We start from the raw sequence: 25,597 nt of genomic DNA on the forward strand, positions 1-25,597 counted from the left end.
TATTGAAGAAAGATAACTGCCATGAATGGAATTGCAATCCATTGGTGTTGGCCGGACGGAACATGTTGAGCCCTAAAAACCTGTGATTGGCTTGCCACCCCCCGTCGATTCCTTTTCAGGGCTCCTGGCGCCGGCCTGTGAATTCTAGTATTTACAACAGCATCCGTTTGGAAATGGATGCGCATGGAATCCACATTCAATACAAGGACCAGGCATGAAATTCAATCGTATATTGGCGGCCGCACTGCCCGTCATTTCGCTGGCGGCCAGCGCGCAGTCATCCATCACCCTGTTCGGCATCGTTGACGTCAATGGGCGCTACGTGAAGAACAGCGATCTGCCTAGCAACATGACCATGAACAACAGCGGGCTGTCATCGGGCCGGTTTGGCTTTCGCGGCACCGAGGATCTGGGCGGCGGATTGAGGGCCGAGTTCTGGCTGGAGTCCGACCTCTATGCCGACACCGGCACGACAAACGCCAATGGCAAGTTCTTCCAGCGCCGCTCCACGGTGAGCTTGGCGGGCGGCTTCGGCGAGCTGCGCCTGGGCCGCGATTTCACGCCGGCTGCGCAAAATCCCACCAAGTTCGACCCGTTCAACGTGATCGGCCTGGCAAACTCCAACATCATCAGCCGCCTGCCCGGCACCTTCTCGAACTACTACCGCAGCGACAACGCCATCCAGTACTTCACTCCCAAATGGAGCGGTTTCCAGGCAGAAGTGATGTATGCCCTGGACGAAGACCCCGTGAGCAGCGCCGGCCGCCATTTCGGCAGCCGCCTGACCTACGACAACGGCCCTCTGAACCTGGCGCTCACCTATGGCTCGACCGATGTGAACGCTGCGGGCACCAAGCTCAAGCAATACGGCGCAGGCGCCTCCTACGATTTCGGCTTTGCCAAGCTGATGGGGTATTTCCAGCGCGAGGACCTGCCCTATGGCACCTATGGAACCCGCATCGCGGGCTCCGAGGACCGCTGGCAGGTCGGCCTTACCGTGCCCGTGGGGGCGAACTACATCCGCGCCTCCTATGTGCGCACCGATTCGCGCCGTGGCCCGGTGGCCTTCAATGGCAGCGATGCCAACAGGTATGCGATCGGCTATGTGCACAACCTGTCGCGGCGCACGGCACTGTACGGAACCCTTGCACGCGTGACCAACAAGGGCGGGGCCAATTTCAGCCTCAATGGCGGCACCACCGGACTGGCTGCGGGCGGCAGCTCCACAGGCGCTGAACTCGGCATGCGCCATAGTTTCTGAAGATTGCCACGCATTTTCGGCAATATGGCTGAAATGTCATCCGGCTGCCCGGATATATAAAAGCCAATGACTCTACAGTCTCCGCCATGGACTGAATACAGTTCATGGCGGATTTCATGAATCCGCCCATGTATCCGCCCTATTTCGGAGGCATATTCAATGAAATCCATATTCATATTGGGCACCGCAGCAATCGTCATGGCTGCATTGCCGGCCCATGCGGAACGCTTTGCAAACGGAAAATCCTATTACGGATCGCCCGCGCCTGCGGGCGTCTACCGTACTGTCGATCTATCGCAGAAAGCGCCCATCAATATCGCCTGCGGCGAAACCGTGAATTTCACCAGCCAGGGCCGCACATTCGCGTGGAAGGTCAGCTCCATCCAGCACAACCATGTCCCGGTGGCGCGCTTTGCGCCGCCCGGTTTCGACACGCAGGGCAAGAGCATCTTCGTCATGCCCGGAGAGCATGAGCTGGGCGGCTGAAAGCGCCGTTGGCAACGAAAAGGGCCCGCAATTCGCGGGCCCTTTTTTGCTGGAGGCAGGCCGAAGCTCAGGCGGCCAGGGCGCCGCGCATGGCGTCGATCACGGCCTTGTAGTCAGGCTTGCCGAAGATGGCGCTGCCGGCCACGAAGGTGTCGGCGCCGGCATCGGCCACGCGGCGGATGTTGGTTTCCTTGATGCCGCCGTCCACTTCCAGGCGGATGTCGCGGCCGCTGGCCTCGATGCGCTTGCGCGCGGCCTCGATCTTGCGCAGCGTGCTGTCGATGAAGCTCTGGCCGCCGAAGCCGGGGTTCACGCTCATCAGCAAGATGAGGTCGATGTCGTCGATGACCCAGTCCAGCACGTCCAGCGGGGCGGCGGGGTTGAACACCAGGCCGGGCTTGGCGCCCTGGGCGCGGATGTTCTGGATGCTGCGGTGCACGTGGGCCGTGGCATCGGGGTGGAAGCTGATGTAGTCGGCGCCTGCCTTGGCGAAGGCCGTGGCCAGTTCGTCCACGGGCGAGACCATCAGGTGCACGTCGATGGGCACGGGCTGGCCGTCGGGCGTCTTCGCATGGGGCTTCAGGGCCTCGCAGATCATGGGACCGAACGTGAGGTTGGGCACGTAGTGGTTGTCCATCACGTCGAAGTGGATCCAGTCGGCGCCGGAGGCGATCACATTCTTGACCTCGTCACCCAGACGGGCGAAGTCGGCAGACAGGATGGAGGGGGCGATGCGGTAGGTGGGGCTCATGGCCTGCGATTGTCGCAGCTAGCCCATGCCGGCACCAGCGACGGCACAAAGCCATGGGTGGCGGCGCGTGGGGACGTTCGCAAGCCGGTACATTGCGGGCAGTTACCATTGCCGCCATGCCCATGAACGAGTTCCAGGTCCAGGTCCGCCCCGCCTTTTTGCCAGAGCAATCCGCTCCAGCGGCAGGCGTGTACGCCTTCTCCTACACGATCACCGTGACCAATACCGGCCAGGTGCCGGGCCAGTTGATCGCGCGCCACTGGATCATCACCAACGAACTGGGCCATGTCGAAGAGGTCAAGGGCCTGGGGGTGATCGGCCGCCAGCCGCTGCTGCAGCCCGGCGAGACCTTCGAGTACACCAGCGGCTGCCAGCTGCGCACGCCCAACGGCAGCATGCAGGGCACCTATCTGTGCATCAGCCACGAGGGCGAAGTCTTCGAGTGCCCCATCCCGCGCTTTCATCTGCAGTCGGGCGCTGGCGGCGACAGCTTTCCAGACCCTGACAACCGCGTGCTGCACTGAGCGCGTTCCTCGGGGGAGGCGCTAGTCTTCCGCCCTGCCGCAAGACCCCTACATGAAGCGAATCACCCAAGACCTGCCCGGCCTTCTGGCCGCACTCGACCCCGAGGCCGACCTCGCGCACCGCCATATCTGGCTGATCCACCTGCTGGAGTGGGTGCGCGCGCCCAAGCCGTCGGTGGACGGCGCGGTGCAGCGCGTGCAGTTGCTGGTGGAGGCCGTGGAGGCCGATCCGGCCGTGCGCCAGCGCCTGCATGCGTGGTGGCTGCGCTTCATCGATACCGTGGACATCACGGCGCTGCTGGCCGATTTCGGCTTTGCGCCGCGCACCAACATGTTCAGCGAGCTGTCCGAGCGCGTGCGCTACAAGCTGCTGCCCAGCACGCCAGAGACGGTCGATGCCTCCGAGCTGTTCATGCTGGCCATGCCCGACGAATTCGACGCGCGCTGGCTGCATGCGCTGGACGCGGCCCTGCTCGAGCGCATCGCCGTACTGCTGACCGATGGCAGCGAGGGCCAGGGCAGCAGCTTCTGGCAGAACAGCCTGCTGGGCTCCATCACCTATTGCACGGGACAGATCCTGTCCACGGGCTTCTCGCCCGAGCTGCGCCTGCGCATGGACGAGCAGGCGCGCGACGACCAGCCCTTCCACGCCCTGATCCACGATGCGGAAAGCCTGCGCGTGGAGGTGCTGCACGCGCTGCGCACCAACGACCGGCGCGACGCGGCCGAGGCCCGGCTGCGCGAACGGCTGGATGCCTGCCGCGCGGCCGTGACATCGGTGTACGCGCATTTCGAGTCCGAAGGGATTTCGGTGGGCCTGGTGTTTCGCCTTCGCCAGCTGCGCGCGCGCATCCTGCGCGTCAGGCGCCTGCTCGACTGCCTGCTGGCCGACAACCGCGCCACCGAGACGGCCGACCTGCTGGCCAACCTGGTGTCCGTGGGCATCGAGCGGCGCAGCCTGCGCGCCCTGCTGGCCACCAATACCTCGCTGCTGGCCGCCAAGGTGGCCGAGCGCAGCGCCGAGACCGGCGAGCACTACATCACGCGCACGGGCCGCGAGTACCTGTCCATGGTGACCAAGGCCGCCGGCGGCGGCTTCGTGATGGCCTTCACCACGCTGCTCAAGTTCGCGCTCTACGCGCTGGGGCTGTCGGCTTTCTGGGGCGGGCTGGCCGCGGGCATCAACTACTCCATCAGCTTCGTGCTGATCCAGCTGCTGCACTTCACGGTGGCCACCAAGCAGCCGGCCATGACGGCGCCGGCCATGGCCGCCAAGCTCAAGGACCTGCGCGCCAGCGAGGCCATCGAGGAATTCGTGGACGAGGTCGCGCACCTGGTGCGCTCCCAGGTGGCGGCCGTGCTGGGCAACGTACTGGTGGTGCTGCCCATGGTGCTGCTGCTGTCGCTGGGCTATGCGCAGCTGTTCGGCCACACGCCCATCGACGAGCCGCATGCGATTGCCGTGCTCGATTCGCTGAGCCTGCTGGGCCTGTCGCCGCTGTTCGCTGCCTTCACGGGCGTGCTGCTGTTTGCCAGCAGCCTGATCGCGGGCTGGGCCGAGAACTGGTTCGTGCTGCGCCGGCTGGACTCGGTGATCCGCTACAACCCCGGCATCACGCGCTGGCTGGGCGCCGGGCGCGCGGATCGCTGGGCGCATTTCTGGCGCAAGAACATCTCGGGCTTTGCCGCCAATGTCTCGCTGGGCATGATGCTGGGCCTGGTGCCGGCCTTTGCGGCCTTCTTCGGCCTGGGGCTGGAGGTGCGCCACGTCACGCTGTCGGCCGGCCAGATCGGGGCCGCCATGGCCGCCCTGGGCTGGGAGGTTCTGCACTCCGACATGTTCTGGTGGGCGATTGCCCTACTGCCCATCAATGGCGCGTTGAACGTCACTGTCAGCTTTTATCTGGCATTCCGCGTTGCGCTGAGGGCACACAATGTCAGCGGAGTCGACCGCTCGCGCATCTATTCGGCCATCCGCCGCCGTCTGCGCACAGCGCCGCTGAGTTTCTTCCGCCCCTGAGCCTGCGGGACCTCGGGAACCACGCGGAACCCACGTGCTGGCGTGCCCGCCCGGCCTTGCAGCCTGGCAGTCACGCCAGTGGATCGCCAACGAAGTGTCCCCGTGCCAGGCGCACGGGACGCGGGCTTGCCCGCGCCGCAGGGAAGGCCTTGCGGAGCTTCGCTTGCGGGCCACTGGCTCGCGCAAAGGACGTCGCTGATGAATGACATGCTGAGCTTCTGGGAACCGTGGCTGCGGCCTTCGGCCGGGCTGGCCACGGTTCAGTGGTCCCTGCTGCTGGCCGTGGCCACCATGGTCGGCTATGCCTGCCAGCGCCATGCCGCCCTGCCCAAGGTGGTCGGCTACTCGCTGGTCGGCGGCATTGCCGGGTTGATCGGCTTTGGGGCCAACACCACCTGGCCGCTGCAGGGCACGGGGCTGTTCCTGCTGGAGCTGGGCGTGGCCATCGTGCTGTTCGAATGCGGCGGGCGCATCACGCTGCGCTGGTTCCGCCACAACCCCATGGTGCTGGTGCAAAGCGTGGCCGAGTCCGCGCTGACCTACGTGCTGGTCTCCCTGGTGTTGGGCTGGCTGGGCATGGCCCCAGAAGTGGCCGGGCCGCTGGCCCTGGTGGCCATGGCGGCCTCGCCCCTGGTGCTGACGCGCGTGGTGGCCGACATGCGTGCCGCAGGCGCCGTGACCGATCGCGGCCTGGTGCTGGCCACCCTGTCCACGCTGTATGCGCTGGCCCTGGGCAGCGCCAAGGCGGGCATGCTGACGCAGCCCAAGGCCGGCTTCGTGGCCTCGATCATGCCGGTGCTGGTGGTCTTGGGCGTCTCGGTGGCCGTGGCCCTGGTGCTGGCCGTGCTGATGCGCCTGGCGCTGCGCTTCATGAGTCCGGCCAGCGAGAACACCTCCATCCTCTTTCTCACCCTGATCTCGGCCAGCGTGCCGCTGACCTCGTACCTGGGCGGCTCGGCGCCGCTGGCGGCGCTGCTGGGCGGCATCCTGCTCAAGCAGTTCAACCCGCGCCCCTGGGCCTGGCCGCGCCAGCTGGGCACGGCGGCCTCGCTGCTGACCATGCTGATGTTCGTGCTGGTCTCCACCGTGGCCGCACAGGCCGACTGGAGCGCGCCGGTGGCCGGCGTGGTGGGCGCCGTGATCCTGGCACGCCTGGTCGCCAAGACCCTGGGCGTGGCCGTGGGCAATGTGGGCACGGGCGCCAACTGGCGCCAGGCCTTCTGGGTGGGCTGCGCCATGGCGCCCATGTCATCGGTGGCGCTGCTGATCGCCTCGCAGTTCGTGGCCGCCGCGCCCGAGCTGGGCGCGCAGATCGCAGGCGTGGCCCTGCCCACCATTTTGGTGATGGAGGTGCTGGGCGCCGCCCTGGCCACCGTGGCCATCTACCGCTCCGGCGAAAGCTCCCGTCCCTGGAAGCCGCTGAGCCGCTCGAACACCGCAGGAGATGAACGTGAGTCTTGAAGCCTTCAACTCGTCCGAACCGCTGACCCTGGGCGTGGAGCTGGAACTGCAGCTGGTCAACACCCACGACTACGACCTGGCCCCCTACGCCGAGGACATGCTGCGCCTCATGCTCAAGAACCCGCTGCCCGGCAGCGTGGTGCCCGAGATGACGAACAGCATGATCGAGATCTCCACCAGCGTCTGCCATTCGGCCTCGGAGGTGCTGGGCCAGCTCAGCCAGATCCGCGATGCCCTGGTCAAAAGCGCCGACAAGCTCAACATCGCCGTGGTGGGCGGCGGCACCCACCCCTTCCAGCAGTGGCATGAGCGGCGCATCTACGACAAGCCGCGCTTCCAGGAGCTGTCGCAGCTGTATGGCTACCTGTCCAAGCAGTTCACCATCTTCGGCCAGCACGTGCACATCGGCTGCCCCGACGCCGATGCGGCCCTGCTGATGCTGCACCGCATGTCGCGCTACATCCCGCACTTCATTGCGCTGTCGGCCTCCAGCCCCTACGTGCAGGGCCACGACACGGCCTTCGACTCGGCGCGGCTGAACTCGGTGTTCGCCTTTCCGCTGTCGGGCCGCGCGCCCTGCGTGCTGCACTGGAGCGAGTTCGAGCAGTACTTCGACAAGATGACGCGCACGGGCGTGGTCAAGAGCATGAAGGACTTCTACTGGGACATCCGGCCCAAGCCGGAGTTCGGCACCATCGAGATCCGCGTGTTCGACACGCCGCTGACCATCGAGCGCGCAGCCGCCCTGTCCGGCTATGTGCAGGCGCTGGCCGCCTGGTTCATGGACACCCAGCCCTTCACGCCCGTGGAGGACGACTACCTGGTCTACACCTACAACCGCTTCCAGGCCTGCCGCTTCGGCCTGGAGGCCGTGTACGTGGACCCGGCCACGGGCGAGCACATGCCGCTGGCCGACCACATCCTCAAGACCATGGATGCCGTGGCCGACTACGCGGCCCGCCATGGCGCCGCGCCCGCCCTGCACCTGCTGCGCAGCGACGTGGCCGCCGGCAGCAACGATGCCCGCTGGCTGCGCGAGCGCCAGCGCAGCGAGCAGCTGCTGGCCGAGGTCTCGCGCCAGGCGGCCATGCGCTTTCGCGGCCAGGCCGTCTGAGGCCTGCGTTCAGCGCAGGCTCAAGGCAGCACCGCCGCCGCACGCGCGGCGGTGATCTGCGCGTCCGCGTCGCGCTGCAGCAGCAGGCGCTGGCGCACCAGGTCCTGGGCCGCCGCCGTGACGGCGCTCACGTAGCCGGCCTGGTCGACATACAGCTCCTCCAGTGACGGCCGCCCGTCACCGGCCGCCAGCCGCGCCGCGCGCGTCTTGTGGAAGGGGATGAAGCTGCCCGTGAGGTTGGACAGGTCCACGATGCCCGGCGTGGCCACGTAGTTGAACTCCATGCTGGTGCCCAGCGGTGCCCGCGCTTCCACGCTGCGGATGCCGGCGCGCGTGAGGCCGGTGGCCGCATCGACCTGGGGCACGAGGATGGCGTAGTCCTTGCCCGTGGCGCGCGGCGGCTGCAGCGTGGCGATGCCGCTTTCGTCCTGCGGCACGTACTGCGGGCCGAAGTCGAGCAGCGCAAAGCCGTTGTGGCGCGCCAGGTAACGGAACTCGGGGATGGCGGTCTGCACGCCGCCCACGCTCCAGCTCAGGCCCTTCATGGCGGGAAAGACCAGCTTGTCGGGCCGCACCAGGGTGCCGTCGGCCAGCCTGGGCACCTGGCTGGCCGGCGGCTCGGTGCCGCGCACCACCCAGTCCTCCAGCGCGATGAACAGCGCGCGGAAGGTGTCGTTGAAGTGCACCACGGTGCCGGCCGGATAGACATTGCGCGTGGGCGCATAGCCGATGCTGGCCGTGCCGCCCGCACCGCCGTGCTGGGTGCTGGCGTAGTAGTAGATGCGCGCATTGGCGGGCTGGGCGATGTCGCGCAGGCCGTTGGCATCGGTCAGCACGGGCGAGCCCTGCAGCTGCCAGAACTCCGTGCCGGACAGGCCCAGGAAAAACTTGGGGCAGGTGTTGCTGGCTTCGCAGCGCTTCATCACACCGCCCTGGCGGCCGCTGACCTCATCGCTGTAGTCCTTGTCCAGGCCGCGCGGCGCGGTCTGGCCAAAGGCCGTGTGGTCGGTGCGCAGGCCGCCCCCGCCGCCGGGCACGGCAAAGCGCGTGTTGATGTTGGTCTGGCGCGCGGCCACGTGGGCATACATGCCGTCGAAGACCTTGCCGCCATCGAGCGCCTGGTTGAAGCCCAGGTGCAGGAAGGTCTTCATGGCATTGCCCGACTGCGAGGTGCCCTGGCCGATGGTGTGCGTGATGCGCCCGGCCAGCGGATTGGCCTTGCCGTCGGCATCGGCCGCCTTGGCGCGGAAGAAGCTCACCGTATCGCGCAGCGCGGCCAGGCCCACGCCCATGACCTTGGGGTCCTTGGCCACATAGACCAGCTCGTAGAGGTACTGCGGGTCGAACCCGCCCTTCAGGCAGACATTGGTGGCGCTGGGTGTGCCGGGGAAGGGATTGGCGGCGGCATCGCAGCTGGCGAACTTCCAGTCGCCCGCAGGCACGGTCTGGCGCGCATCGGTTTCGTTGATGCGGCGCGTGAGCGAGTAGCCGGCCTGCGTGTTGTCCAGGCTGGCGGGCTCGTAGGGGATCATGGTCCCGTTGAACACGCCGCCGGGCAGGGCCATGGAGGGCACGGCGGCGGCCGGGACCAGCTCGGTGCGGTAGCTGCCCGTGATGCTGCTGCCGTCCTTGTTGCGGGCCACGGGCACGGTGACCGTCAGGCGCGCTGGCGTGGACTTGGGCACATCGCCCTGCCAGGCCGAGTACAGCAGCACGTAGCCGCGCTCCAGGTAGACCGCATCGCCGGGCGTGGCCGTGGGGTTGGGCATGGTCAGGATGTTGCCGCGATTGGGCGCGTCATAGCGCAGCACACCGCTGGCCTTGGACATGTCCTTGGGCTTGAGCATGACGAAGTCGGTGCTGTACTCGACCATGCCGCGCGCATTCACGGGCGCCAGCGCCAGGTCCTGGATCACGGCGTTCTTCGGGTCGGCCGGGTCCAGCTCGCCGCGCAGCACGCCGGTGACTTTCTCGTAGGCGCCGACACTGCCGTAGCTGCCGGCAAAGTCCTCGGTGGCGCTGATGCTCAGCTGCATGCGCGGCGCCTGCGAACCGGCGGGCGAGTCACTGCCGCCGCAGGCGGTCAGCAGGCCGGATACGGCCAGGGCAAGGGCCAGTGGATGGGTGGATCTGATGTGCATGTTGTCTCCTTGGGGTCATGGCACAGGCAAGGCTGCGCCCTGGCCGCCGTGCATTGCGGCGGCCTAGGACGGTTCGGAAAAAAAGGGAACGGGAGAGCGGGGGAGCGGCCTACTCGGGCTGGATGCCGGCGGCCTTGATCACCTGGCCCCACTTCTGGGTCTCGGCGGCCTGGAAGGCGGCCAGTTCCTGCGGTGTGGCGGTCCAGCCCTGGGAGCCGGACATGTCGAAGAAGGACTTGGCGCCCGCGCTGTGCACGGCGTCGGACAGCAGGCGGTTCAGGCGGGCCACCACGGCCTCGGGCGTGCCGGCCGGCGCATAGGCGGCGAACCAGTAGCCCATGTCATAGCCCTTGACGCCGGCCTCCTCCAGCGTGGGCACCTCGGGCAGCTGCGGGCTGCGCTGGGTGGTGGAGTAGCCCAGGGCGCGCAGCTTGCCCGACTTGACCTGGGGCACGCCGGTGGAGGTGTCGGTGATCATCAGGTCGATCTGGCCGCCCAGCAGGTCGGTGATGGCCAGCGGATTGCTCTTGTAGGGCACGTGCATCAGGTCCACGCCGGCCAGCTGCTTGAGCATTTCACCGGCCACGCGGCTGGAGGAGCTGCCGCTGCCGAACGACAGCTTGCCCGGCTGCTTCTTCGCCGCCGCCAGCAGATCGCCCACGTTCCTGTACGGCGCATCGGCGCGCACCACCAGCACCTGGCCGCCCTTGCCCAGCCCGGCCACGGGCGCGAAGTCCTTGACCGCGTCATAGGGCAGCTTCTTGTACAGATGCTGGTTGGCCGCGTGCGTGGTGTTGGTGGTGATCAGCACCGTGTAGCCATCGGCCGCCGAGCGCGCCACCTGCTGGGCCGCGATCATGCCGCTGGCGCCGCCCTTGTTCTCGACCACCACGGCCTGCTTGGTCGCCGTGGTCACGGCCTGGCCCAGCGCCCGTGCCAGCTGGTCGGTGGCGCTGCCGGCCGCAAACGGCACGACGAAGGTGATGGGCTTGGACGGATAGTCCTGCGCCAGGGCCGGTGCGGCGGCGGCCGCCAGCGCGCATGCGGCCAGCGCGAGCGCATGGCGGCGGGGGAAGTTGTGCGAAAAGTGCATGTCTGTCTCCTTTGTTGTGATGAATGTGTGACGGGCGGGTGCTGCCGGCTACTCCGGCGCCAGGTGGGGCAGCAGCGAAGCCGGTATGTGGACCTGCATCTGCAGCAGCCAGTACGACAGCGCCTTGCCGTGGCTGTCGAGGTTGAGCGCGTCGTTGACGCCGCCGTCCAGCACCGCGTCCAGCACCCAGTTCATGGCCTGCAGGCGCTGCAGCACGAAGCGCTGCACGCGCGCCGGGCGCCGGGCGGCGAAGTGCGCGGCCACGCGCTCTTCGGTGATCTGCTCCACCAGCACGGGCCAGCAGGCGGCATTCCAGGCGATGAGGCTGATGTTGGATCGGTTGCCCTTGTCCCCCGTGCGCCCGTGCGCCAGGCGGTACAACGGCACGGTGACGGGCATCGTGGTTGGCAGTGTGTTCATGCGGCGTGCTCCCCGGCTTCTTTCTCGACCCCTTTGTCGACCCCTTTGTCGATCTCTCCCTCGGCCCACTTCCATCCGGTGGCGACGCTCTGCTGCGCCAGCAGGCAGGACACCGTGCCCAGCCGCGCGCGCAGCGCCGTGCGCACGCCGCCGCCGCCGGCCGGCCCGCAGGTGTACAGCGCATTGACCTCGCGCGGCAGGCGCCGCGCCTGGGCCTGCGTGGGGCGCAGCCAGGCAGCGCGCAGGCGCACGTCCTGGGGGGCGGCTGCGCCGGCCGGCTGCGCGTCGCGCCAGCGGCCGGCGTCATCGCCCAGCACGCTGGCCACGCCGATCCAGTCCAGGCGCAGGTCGCCTGCGGCCTCGCCGCCCAGGCGCTCGCGCAGCACCTCGCCGGCCAGCCGGGCGCGCTCCAGGGCGCGCGGGCCGGCATAGGAGATCTCGCCCTCGGCCAGCCAGCCCGAGGCATGGCAGACATTGACCTTGTAGTGGCCGTTGTGCGCATGGCCGCGCACGCCGCTCAGGCGCACGGCGTCAGGCCCCACCTGGTGCACCTCGGCCTCGGACAGGTCGGCCACCACGTCGGGCGTCAGGTAGGCGGCCGGGTCGTGCACCTCGTACAGCAGCTGTTCCTTGACCGTGCGTTCGCTGACCAGGCCGCCCGTGCCTTCGGGCTTGGTGATGGTGCAGTCGCCCGAGGGCTCGATGATGGCGATGGGATAGCCCAGCCGCGCCAGGCCCTGCACGTCCTTGAAGCCCGGGTCGGCAAAGTAGCCGCCCGTGACCTGCGCGCCGCATTCCAGCAGGTGGCCTGCCATGGTGGCGCGCGCCAGGCGGTCCCAGTCGTCCCAGGCCCAGCCGAAATGCGCCATGGCCGGCCCCAGGGTCAGCGAGGGGTCGGACACGCGGCCGGCCACCACGATCTCGGCGCCGGCCTGCAGGGCCTCGGCAATCGCGCGGGCACCGATGTAGGCGTTGGCACTGACCAGCGAATCCTCGGGAAACTCCGCGCCCAGCGCGGCCCGCAGCGCCCCGCGGTACGCCGGGCCGCTGACATCGTCGCCATGCACCACGGCGATGCGCGGCACGCGCAGGCCCAGGCGCTGCGCCAGCCGCTGGATGCAGCGCGCCGCGCCTTCGGGGTTGGCGGCACCGAAGTTGCTGACGATGCGTATGCCATGCGCCAGGCAGTCGGCCAGCACGGGCTCCAGCAGGTCCTCCAGCAGGGGTTCATAGCCCGCGTCGGGCTGCTCGCGCCGCGCGAGCTGGGCCAGCGCCAGCGTGCGCTCGGCCAGGGTCTCGAAGATCAGGCAGGCGCTCTGGCCGCTGGCCGCCAGGGCGCGCACCACGGGCGCGGCGGCATCGGTGCGGTCGCCCGAGAAGCCGGCTGCGCAGCCCACCCACAGCGGGGGCCTGTCCGGGGCAAGAGAGGGTTCCAGGTTGTCCATGAGAGCCAATGTAGGCAGCCGCTGCTAATCTGTGAAATCGATTGTTCGGATCGACTTATCCAAAAACCAGATGAATATCTCCTCCCGCCAGCTCGATGCCTTCATCGCCCTGGCCCAGCTCAGCAGCTTCACCCTGGCCGCGCAGCGCTGCCATCTGTCGCAGCCGGCCTTCAGTGCCCTGATCAAGGGGCTTGAAGACGGCGTGGGCGTGCGCCTGTTCGACCGCAGCACGCGCCACGTGGCGCTGACGCAGGAGGGGGCGCAGTTCCTCGATGCCGCGCAGCGCATACGCGCCGACCTGGGCGATGCCGTGCACGGCCTGCGCGAGGCGGCGGCGCTGCAGCGCGGGCGCGTGTCCATCGCCCTGCTGCCTTCGCTGGCGGCGGCCTGGCTGCCGCCCGTGCTGGCGCTGTTCCATGCGCGCCATCCGGGCATACAGCTGCAGGTGTCGGACCTGCTGTCCGAATCGTGCATCGCCCAGGTGGCCTCGGGCCAGGCCGACCTGGCGCTGGCCGCCATCCGCGCCGACACCGAGGAGCTGCAGGCCGAATGGTTCTGCGCCGACCGGCTGCACCTGGTCTGCCGCGCCGACCATGCGCTGGCGGCCCTGCCCGCGCCGGCCATGGCCGACCTGCGTGACCAGCCCTTCATCCAGCTCGCCCGCCACAGCAGCGTGCGCCAGTACCTGGAATCGCAGGAACAGGCCCCGCCCCTCAACACCTTGCTGGAGGTGGAGCACCTGGCCACCGTGATGGGCATGGTGCGCGCGGGCCTGGGCATCAGCGTGGTGCCGGCCCTGGCGCTGTTCCACTTCGTGCAGCCTGGCCTGGTGACGCGCCCGCTGGCCGATGCCGACCGCCGGCGCGACCTGTACCTGGTGCGCAGGCGCCAGCGCAGCCTGTCGCCGGCCGCCCAGGCCTTCCACGCGCTGGCGCTGGAGCATCGGCCCGGTGCGGGCGAGACCACCTGATACGGGGCAGCACGAACCTCGCAGCACAATAGCCCGATCGCCAAACGCATCCGAAAGCCGCCACCGTGGGTGAATTCGACCTGATCCGCCGCTTCTTCCAGCGCCCCGTGCGCCGCGCCGCCCTGGGCGTGGGCGATGACTGCGCCCTGCTCGCCCCGGCGCCGGGCATGCAGCTGGCCGTCTCCAGCGACATGCTGGTCGAGGGCCGGCATTTCTTCGCCGACGTGGACCCGCGCCTGCTGGGCCACAAATCCCTGGCCGTGAACCTGTCCGACCTGGCGGCCTGCGGCGCGCGTCCGCTGGCCTTCACCCTGGCCCTGTCCCTGCCGCGCGCCGATGCGGCCTGGACCGAGGCGTTTGCGGCCGGCCTGCTGGCCCTGGCCGACACCCACGGCTGCGAGCTGGTCGGCGGCGACACCACCCAGGGGCCCTTGAACATCTGCATCACCGTCTTCGGCGAAGTGCCGCCCGGCCAGGCCCTGCTGCGCAGCGGCGCGCGCGCGGGCGACGACATCTGGGTCAGCGGCAGCCTGGGCGATGCCCGCCTGGCGCTGGAAGCCCTGCTGGGCCACACCACCCTGCCACCCGGCACGCTGGCCGCCGCGCGCCAGCGCCTGGAAGCGCCCACGCCGCGCGTGGCCCTGGGCCAGGCGCTGCGCGGCATTGCCAGCAGCGCGCTGGATGTGAGCGACGGCCTGCTGGGCGACCTGGGCCACATCCTGGAGCAATCCCGCGTGGGCGCCAGCCTGGATACGCGCCTGATCACGCCGCTGCTCGATGCCGGCCGGCACACGCCCCTGGCCATCGACCTGCTGCACCAGTGCACCCTGTCCGGCGGCGACGACTACGAGCTGTGCTTCACGGCCCCGGCCGACCGGCGCGATGCCGTGCAGTCCGCAGGCCGCGACAGCGCCACGCGCGTCACGCGCATCGGCTGCATCGAGGAGCAGCCCGGCCTGCGGCTGATCGGCCCGGACGGTGCGGCCATGGCGCCCCGATGGGCCTCATTCGACCACTTCGCTGCGGCCTGACGCCGCGCCAAACCACTTTCATCCGAGAAGGACTGCCCATGGTTCAACGCTCCGCCCTGCCCGCCCTCTCTGCCCTGGCAGCCGCCTGCTTCCTGCTGGCAGGCACCCCGGTCCAGGCCCAGGCACAAGCCCAGGAAGCCACCATCGCCCGCGCCCCCATCGCGCGCGTCACCCTGTATGCGGGCGTGGCCTCGGTGGAGCGCACGGCGCGCATCACGGCCGCCACGCGCCAGCTGGTGTTCGAATGCCTGCCCGGCTCCATCGACCCGCAGAGCCTGCAGGTCAGCGCCGATGCCGGCGTGCGCCTGGGTGACTACAAGCTGCAGTCGCAGCCGCGCGAACTGGCCTCCAAGGCCTGCGCCAGCCCGCTGGAGCAGCAGATCCGCACGCTGGAAGACCAGCTGGCCGCGCTGGAGGCCGACGAGTCCGCCGCCAAGCTCGTGGGCGACTACCTGCAGGGCCTGGCCAAGCCCGGCGATGACGCCAAAGCCCCCGCCCTGCCCGCCGCCAGCCAGCTGGGCGCCGCCACCGAGGCGCTGCGCAGCACCAGCCGTGGCAACACGCTGCGCGCCCACCAGATCCTGCGGCAAAAGCAGGCGCTGCAGGAGCAGCTCAGGCCGCTGCAGCTCGAACGCGACCGCACGGGCGCAGGCAACGCCCAGGTGATGAAGGTCACCGTGCAACTGGCCAGCCCGGCCGATGCCAATGTGCAGCTCACCTACCAGGTGCGCGGCCCGAGCTGGCAGCCCACCTACCGCGCCCAGCTGGACCCGGCCAAGGGCACGGTGGCCATCGAACGCCTGGCCCTGGTGGCCCAGAACAGCGGCGAGGACTGGAGCCAGGTGCAGCTGCTGCTATCCACCGGCCAGCCTTCGCGCAGCACGCAGGCACGCCTGCCCAATCCCTGGACGCTGGATGTGGAACGGCCCCGCCCCGTGGCCGCCATGGCCCCTGCGCCAGCGCCGGCCCCGGCGGCCCCTGCGATGATGCTGGAGCGCGCCCGCAAGCCCGGGGCGGCCGGCGAGGCCGCCGAACTGCCGGTGCTCGATGTCGCCAGCCTCAACACCGCCTACGCCACGCAGTTCTCCGTGCCCTACCGCATCAGCGTGCCCTCCAGCAGCGAGCGCGTGACCCTGGCCCTGGGCTCGCAGAACCTGCCGGCCACCCTGCTCACGCGCACGGCGCCCGCCGTGGAAGAGGCCGCCTACCTGGTGGCCCAGCTGGCCGTGCCGGCCGGTGTCTGGCCCGCAGGCCCCGTGGCCCTGTTCCGCGACGGCGCCTTCGCCGGCCAGGGCCGGCTGGACTTCGGCAACGCCGCCGCGCTGGCCCAGGGCCTGTCCTTCGGCCGCGATGACAAGGTGGTGGTGCGCAACCTGCCCGTGGACTCGGCCACGGGCAGCGGCGGCCTGCTCAGCAGCAGCACCGAACGCCAGGTCACGCGGCGCTTCCAGGTGGACAACCGCCATGACCGCGCCATCGAGCTGCAGGTGGTGGACGCCGCACCCGTCTCGCGCAACGAGCAGATCCGCGTGCAGTCCCAATACAACCCGCAGCCGTCCACCACGCGCTGGAACGACCGCAACGGCATGATCGCCTGGCAGCAGCCGCTGGCCGCTGGCGCCAGCGCCAGCTTCGAGGCCCGCCACCAGATCCGCCATCCGCAGGATCTGGCGGTCGAAGAGCGTCAGTGAAGCACCAGGGCCGCGCTTATGATCTCGCCCCATGAGTGACGCGCCGCTGCGGCCGGAGGTTTCCGGCGATCCTGCTACCCCCACCTTTGCCTCTGCGGCGCGCCCACCGGAAGGCCCGCCGCAGGGCGGCATGGCTCGCCCCACGCTGGAATTCATGATGTCCCACCCGGCCCACTTCATCGCCATGGGGCTGGGCTCGGGGCTGGGGCGCATCGCGCCCGGCACCGTGGGCACGCTGTGGGCCTGGCTGTCCTTCCTGCTGCTGCAGCACTGGTTCACGCCCCAGCAGATCGGCCTGCTGATCGCGGGCAGCATTCCCCTGGGCTGGTGGGCCTGCACGGTCACGGCGCGCCACATGCGCGTGGCCGACCCGGGCAACCTGGTCTGGGACGAGATCGTGGCCTTCTGGCTGGTGCTGTGGCTGGTCATGCCCACGGGCTTCTGGGGCCAGCTCATCGCCTTTGCGCTGTTTCGCTTCTTCGACGCCGCCAAGCCCCAGCCCGTCAAATGGGCCGACCGGTGCTTCAAGGGCTTCGGCTGGCGCGGCGGCTGGGGGATCATGTTCGATGACCTGGTGGCCGCCTTCTGCACGCTGCTGGTCATCGCGCTGTGGCGCCATTTCATCGGCTGAAGGAGCTGGCATGAACGCATCCAACGAACTCGTCGAAACCCTGGCAGGCCTGCTGCTGCAGCGCGGCTGGATGCTGGCCACGGCCGAGAGCTGCACGGGCGGCATGATCGCTGCGGCCTGCACGGACCGCGCCGGCTCCAGCGAATGGTTCGAGCGCGGCCTTGTCAGCTACTCCAACGCGGCCAAGCACGACCTGCTGGGCGTGCCCGAGGCGCTGATCGCCGAACACGGCGCCGTGAGCGAGCCCGTGGCGCGCGCCATGGCCGAAGGCGCCATCGCCCACTCACGCGCGCAGTGCAGCGTGGCCGTGACAGGCGTGGCCGGGCCGGGCGGCGGCAGCGCCGCCAAGCCCGTGGGCACGGTCTGGTTCGGCTGGAACGTATACGGCACCACGCACAGCGAATGCCTGCGCTTTGACGGCGACCGCGCCGCCGTGCGCCAGGCCACCGCGGTCCATGCCTTGCAGCGCCTCAATGCGCTGATCAGCGCAAGGCTTTTATGAGCCTGTGCGCGATCTCCTGCAGCGGTGCAGGCAGGGCGCGGTAGCTTTCCAGCAGGCGCTGCTCGTCCACGGGCAGCGGCGCGTTGTCGTCTTCAAGCCCCGCCGTCAGCTCCAGCGCCGTGGTCTGCAGCGCCAGGGCCACGCGGGCCAGGGTGTCGTTCTTGAGGGTGCGGATGGCCCCCGATTCGATCTGCGACACGGCCGAGGCCGTGATGCCTGCGGCCTCGGCCAGCCGGCCCTGGGTCATGCCCAGTTCGGCGCGGCGGGCGCGTATGCGTTCACCGATATGTCTCATGGCCCGTGCATCCAAAGCCTGTGGCGCGGGCGCTCAGGCGCCGTGGCACTTCTTGAACTTCTTGCCGCTGCCGCAGGGGCAGGGGTCGTTGCGGCCCGGCTGCTCGCCCTTGACGATGGTTTCCTGGCGCGGGCCCATGCTCTTCCAGATCTGGCGCAGGTCGTACAGCGCCCAGATGGCCTCGCCGAACTGCTCCACGCGCTCCTGGCTGGTGCTGGCGGGGCCGTCCTCGTCGTACATGCAGACTTCGGGCTTGCCGGTGTCGTCCTCGGTCAGGGCCACGACGGCGTTGAGCGCCTCGTTGAGCCAGCCGGCGGCTTCCTTGTCGCGCGGCGCGGCCCATTCCTCGGCCCAGTTCTCGACCACGAACATGAAGCCCAGCGCCCAGATCTGGCCGAACGAAGGAATCTCGCCGTCATCGGGACGCTCTTCCTCGGGCAGCGACAGGATGGCGCCGCGCATGTCCATGGCCTCGGGCTGGAAGGTGCGGTCGTCTTCCAGCGTCTTCACGTCGGCGTCCAGCTGGGTGCGGATCTCGTCCATGCGCAGGCCCACCAGCTCCAGAAAGCGCGCCTGCTGCGCCGCGTCCTTGAACACTTCCATCAGCGGCAGCGGCTGGCCCTCGGCCGCCTCCAGCGTGCCGCCGTCGCCCAGCAGCATGGGCAGCCACTCGGCGGCCGGCACCTCGCGGCGCGTGCAGATCAGCGCCGTCAGGAAACCGTCGCAGAACTCCCACTGCGGAATCTCCTCGCCGCGCGTGCGCAGCTCGTCGAGCAGATCGTCAAGCTCCTCCAGCGCCTCGGGCGTCAGGGCAGGCTCGTCGGGCAGGGCGGTGGCTTCGTGGGCGTCGTTGGACATGGCGGAAATCTCTAGGGAAAACAGGGAGAAGGAACCGGCCACGGCCAGCCCCTCGAATGAATGGCCCGCAGTGTAGCCGCGCCGCCATGTCCGTGGCGCCCGGTCGGAACTGGCGCCCACGGGGCCCTATCGCCCCACATGGCCCACATGGCCCACCCGCTACCCGGCTCCCTGCCAGGCCGGGAGCATGGAAAGCCCCACCCATTCCCCGACCCGGCTCATCGTCAAATTCTGCAAAGCGCCGCTGGCGCCGCCAAAGACTGCCACCAGTGCCCATGTCTGCTCGTCGAAACCGCGGGTCGTGCAGCAGGCCATCTGGGGCAGGCACAGCGCCTCGGACTGGTCCTGGGCCAGCAGGCTGACGAATTCCTGCGCGGTCACGGTCTCCGGATCCAGGCCCATGGGCCAGGACCCCTTCCAGCGCTGCGCATCCAGGGTCACGCTGTGCACGCCCCATGTCGGAGCGCCTGGCATGTCGCCCCAGGCCAGGCGTTGAAGGACCAGGCCCAGCCCCGTCTCCGCCCATGTCACCGGGTAAGGCGGGGCGTGATCGATCTTCAGCAGCTGCGCATCGCTCAATCCCGCCTGGTGCAGAGCCAGGCGCAGGTAATCCTGCCGGCTGTGCCGTCCCAGCGTGCGCAACACGGCATCCATCAACGGGGCGATGGGCTGTGGCTTCATGGTGCTTTCCATTCAGAATTCATCAAAGCGACGCATATAGGCATCGCACGCCAGTAGCCATGCATGTTCATCATTCGAGCCCGAAGGCGGTGGGCCGATGAAGTTATTGAGCCGAGATTTGGCACGGACAGGCTTGAGCAGGCGCGCCGCCTCGCCAAAGGCGGGCAGTGTCAGTCCCTGCTCCATATCCCCCAGCCCAGGAAAGTCTCCCGCACGGACTCCCAGGCAGTTGCCCACGTCACCGGCCGAAAGATACTGGCTGGCCTCGATCTGCTTGCGCACCGCTTCCCGCCCGCCCAGCTTCTCCAGCAAGGCATCGCTGACAAAACTGAGCCAGTTGATGCTGTACATGGCGTTGTTGAAGTCATGATCGAACAATGCAAGACTGCCCAGGGCATTCAATCCGGGGAACCGCTGCAGATAGGGATACAGCACCTGCTGACCCTTGCCATCGGGTCCAATATTGCGTTCTTCTACTGCGGGCAGGACGCCCCAGCCTGCAATAGCCCAGAAGGGCTGCATCAACTCCACCATCTGGGTGGTAAGCCGGCCCACATTGTGCTCAGGTGGCTGGTCTAGAATCCACCACGCAGGAAATGCCATGCGAATAAATGACATGGCAGGACCTATGCCAGGTGATATATGGCGATCATGCAGCCAAATACCCTCATCGTTCTCAATACAGCAATAAAGACGAAAATCTTGAGCGTTGTTCTCCCACGCTTCAGGAGGATTTGGCTTACCCGATGCCATATGGAAAATCAATGCGTAACCTTTAGGGTTATCCAAGCTCTTCTGCTTCTTCGCGGTCAACTTCTTTTGTGCCACTGCGCTGGTCAGCATGGCAGGCATTCCGTCATACCAATAAACCAATTTCTCCCTCCCTACGGCCTCACAAAAAAGATCAACCACTTTCCATGCACGTTCACGCACAGCCAAGGAATCCCCCTCATGAAACACCATTTCAATGGTCCAGCCGGCTCTTGCACAGACATCACCAAACTGATTGCACAGTACCAGCGCCTTGAGAATATCCATCGTCGCCACGGTTGAAGCATCCGCCTTCTCATTGCCCCAAGGCCAATCGAAATCATGTTCCGCAGCCATTGTGATCTTCCCCATTCCTTCGAAACATCAGAAATCAGAACAAATCAAACCGACTCATATAGGCATCGCATGCCAGCAGCCACGCATGTTCATCATTGGAGCCCGAAGGCGGTGGGCCGATGAAGTTGTTGAGCCGGGATCTGGCGCGAACAGGCTTGAGCAGGCGCGCCGCCTCGCCAAAGGCGGGCAGCGTCAGTCCTTGATCCATATCCCCCAGACCAGGAAAGTCTCCCGCACGGATTCCCAGGCAGTTGCCCACATCCCCGGCCGAAAGATACTGACTGGCCTCCACCTGCTTTCGCACGGCCTCTCGCCCGCCCAGTTTTTCCAGCAAGGCATCGCTGACAAAACTCAGCCAGTTGATGCTGTACATGGCGTTGTTGAAGTCATGATCGAACAATGCAAGACTTCCTATGGCATTCAATCCTGGGAACCGCTTCAGATAGGGATACAGCACCTGCTGGCCCTTGCCATCGGGTCCAATATTGCGTTCTTCCACTGCAGGAATGACACCCCACCCGGCAATAGCCCAGAAGGGTTGCATTAATTCCACCACCTGGGAGGTGATCCGGCCCACATTGCGCTCGGGCGGCTGACCCAGAATCCACCATGCGGGAAACGCCATGCGAATGAAAGACATGGCAGGACCTATGCCAGGCGAGATATGGCGGTCATGTAGCCAAATACCTTCATCGTTGTTTATACGGCAGTGAAGTCGAAAGTCTTGAGCATTTTCAACCCAGTCATCTGGTGGCTTTGGATTTCCCGAAGCTAGATCAAAAATCATCGCAAACCCTTCGGGATTGTTAAGCGTACTCGGCTTGTGTTTGGCAATTCTCGCTTGTGCTTGCTTGCTGGTCAGTGACATAGGCGCCAGACCCCACCATATTGCAAGCTTGTCTGCGCCAACAACCTCACAAAACAGATCAATCACTTTCCATGCACGCTCACGTACGGCCAGTGAATCCCCTTCATGGAACACCATTTCGATGGTCCACCCAGCTCTTGCGCAAATACGTCCAAATCTATTCTGTAATACCATCGCTTTCAGAATATCCATAGTCGCCACGGTAGCTTTTTGCAGTTCTTTGGTGCTTAAAGGTTTATTAAAGTCTTTAGCCATATCCATCTCCATATCTGACCGTACCGAAGCCATTGCTTCAAAATGTCACGCCGAGGACTCTTGCCAGTGCGGTTCCCACCGCACCTACACCTCGGAGTACACGCCCCAATGCGGACGCACCGGCCGCAGCCCCAATTGCTGCTGCCGTATCCGCATTTACCCGTTCTGCCAAATAAATTTCCTTTTCTCTGTTGGCCTGCCATCGCATTGCTTGGTTCAATACGCCTTCGTTCGTCGTTTCTCCATCGCCTTCGCAAGCACAACTTCCTGCGTCTAAGGCATCCTTGAAAAACTTTTCTTTAAAAATGTCGCTATATGCCTGAAACTGTATCTTGCCGTCTGGCCCAAATTCTGAAGAAAATTTATCCCCCGGGAATTTCATCTCATACACCCGCTGCACGTTGTCCAGCACAGGCGGCAGGCGCGGGTTCTTCACCACGACCACATCCGGAATGCGCGAGCCCGCAGGCCGGCTGCGCGTGGGGCGCACGGGCTCGTTGCGCGACATGACGGGGGCCTTGTTCAGGTACGGCACTTCCTGCTTGTAGTAGCCCCGGTAGCCTTCAAACCCGTCGGCCTGCATGACCACGCCGGCCACGCAGCGCTGGCCCAGGCCGCCGGTCATGCAGCAGCAAAACAGCTCGCACAGCGCCCTGCGGTCCAGTTCATTGTCGAAGTCCCGGGTGCCGCATACCTTGTTGAAGCCCACAAGCACGACGGCCTTGCACAGGTCCCTGGACCGCTTCAGGCGATTGAGGGCGATGAAGGCGGGGACCAGTTGTTCGCAGCTCATGCGCCAGGCCCGCCGAGGGGCGAGGAGGATTCGCCAGCAGGTGTGCGCCGCCGCACCACGTCCCAGATGCCCATCGGCAGTTCAAGCATCATCAACTGGATGCGTCCGTCAGGCGGCAGGTCGGTGCGCGAGAGAAACTTGCGCACGGCGGGAAATTCGTCGAAGCGCTCGCCAAACTGGTGGCGCAAGGCCAGGAAGCCGATGACATCGTCCGGCGTCGACAGGCCCCAGCCCACCGCGCGGTCAAGGCCTCGCCGGGTGTGGGCCAGCAGCCTGTCATGCGGCCAATCCTGCTCGCTGAGATGGCAGGTCTGCCGCACGATGGCGGCAATCCCTTCTTCGCTGGGCACGAGGTTGCGGCGCAGCGTGCGCTGCATTTCCAGGGTTGAAATTTCCATCATGGCGAAGACACCTCCCATTGCCTGTTGTCCAGGCGTGCCAGGCCTGTGACGTGGTCCAGAAACTTGCGCTTAGCCAAGCCGACCCAGATCCCCTCGGGATGCGGTGCCAGGCAGGCGAGGATGCTGTGGCCGCGGAACCAGTCCCCCAGATGCGCCGGGTCGAACTGCGCCAGCAGGCGAGGCAGCACGCGCGGGTCGTAAAAGCGCAGCCACAGCCGCTGGCCGCCGTCTCCCCTGGCCTGCAGAAACCGCTTGAGATGGCGCTTGAGCGCAGGGGCCGGCAGCCGGCTGATCAGGAAAATGCCCCAGTGCGCCTGCCAGCCTTCATGCGGCCAGCGCTGGAATAGCGGACTGCCTGCATGCACCCGCATGAGATAGGGCGCGTAGCGGGCATAGCGGGCGGCAGGCATGCCGTCATACAGGCAGGTGATGCACGACTGCGGCGGCTCGGCCAGGATGGCGTCATGCAGGTGCTCATCCGCCGCCGCATCCACGATGGCGTAGAGCAGGCCGTCATAGGTCGCCGCCACCTTTTCGAGCACGGCCTGGCGCGCCATCTGGAGATCGTCCGGCGTGCCGGGGCCTGGGGGGATCAAGGTGGACATGGCGATTCAGTCCTCCATGGCCGACACGAAGGCGGCCCCCGATTGCGCGGCTTCGGCCAGGCACCGGCCCGCATTCGCACCGATCCAGACGGTGGTGCAGCCCGAGACGACCACGCCGCCATGCAGGGTCCTGTCCCCCATGCGGGCCGCGGGCCTGCCGCCGATCAGTACCGTGGCTTCGCCTTCGGCAATGGCGTCGGGCGGCGAACGGGGGCACAGCGCCTGGTCCGTGGCCCTGGCCGCCGGCATGCCGCCTATGAGCACATCGGCCTGGCCGGAGAGAATGGCCCCGCCCCCGTGGGCGGGACAGGCATGCATGTCGCCCACTCTTGCTGCAGGTTGTCCCATGCGAGTGTCCCGGGTTCAGCAGTTGATCTTCACCAGCGGCGACTTGATCTCGACCATGGCCGGAGAGATCTCGATGGAGCTCGCCCCCGATTGCAGCCGGATGCTTCGGGTGCCGGTGACGATGACCTGTTGCCCATCGACCGTCAGCGTGGTGCCCGCCGCCAGGGCCAGCTGTCCGCCCGCATCGACCAGGCTGTTGGCGCCCACCCGCAGCGCGTGGTCGTTGCCGACGTTGACCGCCTGGTCCTGCCCTACCTCGGTGCTGTCGTTGTTCTGGATGGTGCTGCTGCGGTTGTTGCCCACGATGAGGCCTTCATCGCTTCCAACCTGCGCGCTGCGGTTGCGCCCCACGGTCCGGCTCCAGTCCATCCCCACGCTGTCGCTTCGCAGGACACCCACGTTGCTCATCAGCACCGCGCCTACGTTGAGGTTGTAGGCACACCCCACGGTGACCATCTTGAACAGGCCCGTGCCCTGGGTGTAGCCGATGCCCACGGTTTCGGATTTCATGCGCCCCGTGGCCAGGGTCCAGTTGCGGCCGATGCTGTCGCGTCCATTGGCATCCACGGTTTTCGTGCGGTTCTTGCAGATGCGGATGCTTTCATCCAGGTCCACCGTGCGCGTGCGGTTCTGGTGGACGGTGAGGGTCTCGTCCAGGTCCACCACCTCCGTGCGCCAGCCGTGGACATCGATCTTCTCATTGCGGTCCACGGTCTCGGTGCGGTCGCGGTGGATGACGCTGGTCTCGTCCCGGTCGATGGTCTTGCGCCGGTCGTTGCCCACCCATTTGTCTTCGTCGTTCTCGACTTCGGTGAGCTGGTCCTTTTGCGCGTGCAGCCACAGCTGTTCGGCGCCCGCCTTGTCCTCGAAGCGGATGGCGTTGGCGTCGCCCTGGCCGTTCTTCATGCCTGACCCCGGATTGCCATCCTTGCTCGATCGGGTCTTGATGCCCGATTGCGTGGCATTGGCCGGCAGCGCCCAGGGCGGCATGTTGGCCGCGTTGTAGACGCAGCCCGTGACCAGCGGATAGTCGGGGTCGCCATTGAGGAAGTCCACCACCACCTCATGCCCTATGCGGGGGATCGAGATGGCGCCAAAGCCCGGGCCGGCCCAGTTGGTGGCCACGCGGATCCAGCAGCTGGAGTTCTGGTCCTTCTTGCCCAGCCGGTCCCAGTGGAACTGCACCTTGATGCGGCCGTATTCGTCGGTCCAGATTTCCTGCCCGGCCGGGCCCACGACAATGGCCGTCTGCGGCCCCGTGGTGCGCGGCTTGGGCGTGGTGCGCGGTGGCTTGAAGGCAAGATCCGTGGGCTGGGCCTGCAGCTCGTAGCGCTGGAAGGAGCCTTCTTCCTTGGCGCCGTCCCGGGTACTCGGTGCGGATGGGACGCCACGTACGCTGGAGATCGCGCTGACGCGAGGGTTCTCCTTGAGGTGGTAGCTCAGGCCCGTGATCAGGTACTGCCGGTTCTGGTCCCCGCGCGGGTAGTTGTAGAGGCTGAAGGTGTAGCCCGTGGCCAGCGCCCGGTGGCAGGACTGGCCCCGCACCCGGCTGTGGCCCGTGAGGCCTTGCTTCAGTCGCACGCGGATGTAGGCATCTCCATCACCGTACTCCGTGTAGCCGCCCGGCCATTCGTAGGTTTCATGGCCGTCGTGCGCATGGCCCGGTGGATCGCGGCGCATGTGGGACAGTTCGGCCCGGGGCTTTTTGAAGTCGTAGTCGTCGATGTAATGGCGGCCCGGCTTGATTTCCTGCTCCAGCTGCCAGGTGTGGATGTTTTCCTGGTCGCCTGCGGCGGCTTTTTCCGGGGGATAGAAGGGAATGGATTCGCCGCCGGGCAATGCGCC

General features: G+C 67.0%; 26 protein-coding genes. 11 read left to right on the plus strand and 15 right to left on the minus strand.

From position 1 onward, the window contains the following. Positions 1-214 precede the first annotated feature (214 nt). Both ACF8LI_RS08320 and ACF8LI_RS08325 read left to right on the plus strand, forming a co-directional pair. Positions 215-1,261 carry a porin gene (locus ACF8LI_RS08320; protein WP_013804713.1) on the plus strand — a complete coding sequence of 349 codons (1,047 nt, stop codon included), beginning with the start codon at positions 215-217 and terminating at the stop codon, positions 1,259-1,261. 198 nt (positions 1,262-1,459) lie between these two features. Then, a complete protein-coding gene (locus tag ACF8LI_RS08325) occupies positions 1,460-1,747 on the plus strand; it encodes a CzcE family metal-binding protein (RefSeq protein WP_224986389.1) in 288 nt (95 codons plus the stop codon). Between the two features lie 67 nt (positions 1,748-1,814). Here ACF8LI_RS08325 and rpe read toward each other — a convergent pair whose 3' ends face one another. Further along, entirely contained in the window at positions 1,815-2,498 is a 684-nt protein-coding gene (gene rpe, locus ACF8LI_RS08330) for a ribulose-phosphate 3-epimerase (RefSeq protein WP_012202654.1), read from the minus strand. A 116-nt stretch (positions 2,499-2,614) separates the two neighbouring features. Here rpe and apaG point away from each other — a divergent pair, with 116 nt between their 5' ends. The 4 genes from apaG (at position 2,615) to ACF8LI_RS08350 (ending at position 7,617) form a co-directional block, all read left to right on the plus strand. Continuing rightward, complete coding sequence (apaG, locus tag ACF8LI_RS08335) at positions 2,615-3,022, plus strand: Co2+/Mg2+ efflux protein ApaG (protein ID WP_016450604.1); 408 nt, start codon at positions 2,615-2,617, stop codon at positions 3,020-3,022. A gap of 52 nt (positions 3,023-3,074) precedes the next feature. After that, positions 3,075-5,042, plus strand: a complete 1,968-nt coding sequence (locus ACF8LI_RS08340) for a site-specific recombinase (protein ID WP_016450605.1) — start codon at positions 3,075-3,077, stop codon at positions 5,040-5,042. 198 nt (positions 5,043-5,240) lie between these two features. Further along, a complete protein-coding gene (locus tag ACF8LI_RS08345; protein WP_016453954.1) occupies positions 5,241-6,503 on the plus strand; it encodes a cation:proton antiporter in 1,263 nt (420 codons plus the stop codon). After that, a complete protein-coding gene (locus ACF8LI_RS08350; RefSeq protein ID WP_013804717.1) occupies positions 6,493-7,617 on the plus strand; it encodes a YbdK family carboxylate-amine ligase in 1,125 nt (374 codons plus the stop codon). Before ACF8LI_RS08345 ends, ACF8LI_RS08350 begins: the two co-directional genes overlap by 11 nt. Before the next feature lie 20 nt (positions 7,618-7,637). Here the strand turns inward: ACF8LI_RS08350 and ACF8LI_RS08355 are convergent, their stop codons facing one another. The 4 genes from ACF8LI_RS08355 to ACF8LI_RS08370 form a co-directional block, all read right to left on the minus strand. Further along, positions 7,638-9,758 carry an alpha/beta hydrolase domain-containing protein gene (locus tag ACF8LI_RS08355; protein WP_392412345.1) on the minus strand — a complete coding sequence of 707 codons (2,121 nt, stop codon included), beginning with the start codon at positions 9,756-9,758 and terminating at the stop codon, positions 7,638-7,640. A 109-nt stretch (positions 9,759-9,867) separates the two neighbouring features. Beyond that, entirely contained in the window at positions 9,868-10,851 is a 984-nt protein-coding gene (locus ACF8LI_RS08360; protein ID WP_016453952.1) for a tripartite tricarboxylate transporter substrate binding protein, read from the minus strand. 48 nt (positions 10,852-10,899) lie between these two features. After that, positions 10,900-11,271, minus strand: a complete 372-nt coding sequence (locus ACF8LI_RS08365; protein ID WP_013804720.1) for a hypothetical protein — start codon at positions 11,269-11,271, stop codon at positions 10,900-10,902. Next, positions 11,268-12,716: an acyclic terpene utilization AtuA family protein gene (locus tag ACF8LI_RS08370; protein ID WP_392412347.1), complete on the minus strand. Its 1,449-nt coding sequence runs from the start codon at positions 12,714-12,716 to the stop codon at positions 11,268-11,270. Before ACF8LI_RS08370 ends, ACF8LI_RS08365 begins: the two co-directional genes overlap by 4 nt. Positions 12,717-12,786: 70 nt before the next feature. Between ACF8LI_RS08370 and ACF8LI_RS08375 the strand changes: the two genes are divergently transcribed. The 5 genes from ACF8LI_RS08375 to ACF8LI_RS08395 all read left to right on the plus strand — a co-directional run bounded on the left by ACF8LI_RS08375 (position 12,787) and on the right by ACF8LI_RS08395 (position 17,541). Then, positions 12,787-13,686, plus strand: a complete 900-nt coding sequence (locus tag ACF8LI_RS08375) for a LysR family transcriptional regulator (protein WP_047219821.1) — start codon at positions 12,787-12,789, stop codon at positions 13,684-13,686. Positions 13,687-13,751: 65 nt separating this feature from the next. Continuing rightward, positions 13,752-14,717 (plus strand): thiamine-phosphate kinase, encoded by a 966-nt coding sequence (gene thiL, locus ACF8LI_RS08380; protein WP_392412349.1) that lies wholly within the window; start codon positions 13,752-13,754, stop codon positions 14,715-14,717. 38 nt (positions 14,718-14,755) lie between these two features. Continuing rightward, a complete protein-coding gene (locus ACF8LI_RS08385; protein ID WP_244387666.1) occupies positions 14,756-16,408 on the plus strand; it encodes a DUF4139 domain-containing protein in 1,653 nt (550 codons plus the stop codon). A 130-nt stretch (positions 16,409-16,538) separates the two neighbouring features. After that, positions 16,539-17,039: a phosphatidylglycerophosphatase A gene (locus ACF8LI_RS08390; RefSeq protein ID WP_012202641.1), complete on the plus strand. Its 501-nt coding sequence runs from the start codon at positions 16,539-16,541 to the stop codon at positions 17,037-17,039. A gap of 10 nt (positions 17,040-17,049) precedes the next feature. Next, positions 17,050-17,541: a CinA family protein gene (locus ACF8LI_RS08395; protein WP_392412351.1), complete on the plus strand. Its 492-nt coding sequence runs from the start codon at positions 17,050-17,052 to the stop codon at positions 17,539-17,541. Here the strand turns inward: ACF8LI_RS08395 and ACF8LI_RS08400 are convergent. The 10 genes from ACF8LI_RS08400 to ACF8LI_RS08445 form a co-directional block, all read right to left on the minus strand. Beyond that, positions 17,522-17,836: a helix-turn-helix domain-containing protein gene (locus tag ACF8LI_RS08400; protein WP_012202639.1), complete on the minus strand. Its 315-nt coding sequence runs from the start codon at positions 17,834-17,836 to the stop codon at positions 17,522-17,524. The genes ACF8LI_RS08395 and ACF8LI_RS08400 overlap by 20 nt on opposite strands. Before the next feature lie 33 nt (positions 17,837-17,869). Further along, positions 17,870-18,694: a UPF0149 family protein gene (locus ACF8LI_RS08405; RefSeq protein WP_016450524.1), complete on the minus strand. Its 825-nt coding sequence runs from the start codon at positions 18,692-18,694 to the stop codon at positions 17,870-17,872. A 159-nt stretch (positions 18,695-18,853) separates the two neighbouring features. After that, on the minus strand, positions 18,854-19,375 hold the full coding sequence (locus tag ACF8LI_RS08410) for a hypothetical protein (RefSeq protein ID WP_392412353.1): 522 nt from the start codon (positions 19,373-19,375) through the stop codon (positions 18,854-18,856). A 12-nt stretch (positions 19,376-19,387) separates the two neighbouring features. Beyond that, positions 19,388-20,482, minus strand: coding sequence for a type VI immunity family protein (locus tag ACF8LI_RS08415; protein WP_392412355.1), 1,095 nt, complete (start codon positions 20,480-20,482; stop codon positions 19,388-19,390). Positions 20,483-20,516: 34 nt separating this feature from the next. Next, positions 20,517-21,605 (minus strand): type VI immunity family protein, encoded by a 1,089-nt coding sequence (locus ACF8LI_RS08420; RefSeq protein WP_392412357.1) that lies wholly within the window; start codon positions 21,603-21,605, stop codon positions 20,517-20,519. A 37-nt stretch (positions 21,606-21,642) separates the two neighbouring features. Continuing rightward, positions 21,643-22,398: a hypothetical protein gene (locus ACF8LI_RS08425; protein ID WP_313284421.1), complete on the minus strand. Its 756-nt coding sequence runs from the start codon at positions 22,396-22,398 to the stop codon at positions 21,643-21,645. After that, positions 22,395-22,775 carry a hypothetical protein gene (locus ACF8LI_RS08430; RefSeq protein ID WP_227469546.1) on the minus strand — a complete coding sequence of 127 codons (381 nt, stop codon included), beginning with the start codon at positions 22,773-22,775 and terminating at the stop codon, positions 22,395-22,397. The genes ACF8LI_RS08425 and ACF8LI_RS08430 overlap by 4 nt, the downstream gene beginning before the upstream one ends. Positions 22,776-22,795: 20 nt before the next feature. Beyond that, positions 22,796-23,404: a DUF4123 domain-containing protein gene (locus ACF8LI_RS08435; protein ID WP_392406062.1), complete on the minus strand. Its 609-nt coding sequence runs from the start codon at positions 23,402-23,404 to the stop codon at positions 22,796-22,798. A gap of 6 nt (positions 23,405-23,410) precedes the next feature. Then, on the minus strand, positions 23,411-23,752 hold the full coding sequence (locus ACF8LI_RS08440; RefSeq protein ID WP_392429747.1) for a PAAR domain-containing protein: 342 nt from the start codon (positions 23,750-23,752) through the stop codon (positions 23,411-23,413). Between the two features lie 15 nt (positions 23,753-23,767). Next, on the minus strand, positions 23,768-25,597 hold a 1,830-nt coding region (locus ACF8LI_RS08445; RefSeq protein WP_392412361.1), incomplete at its 5' end, for a type VI secretion system Vgr family protein.

This window comes from Delftia sp. WSY_12, from assembly GCF_043104645.1.
Lineage (GTDB): Bacteria > Pseudomonadota > Gammaproteobacteria > Burkholderiales > Burkholderiaceae_C > Comamonas > Comamonas tsuruhatensis.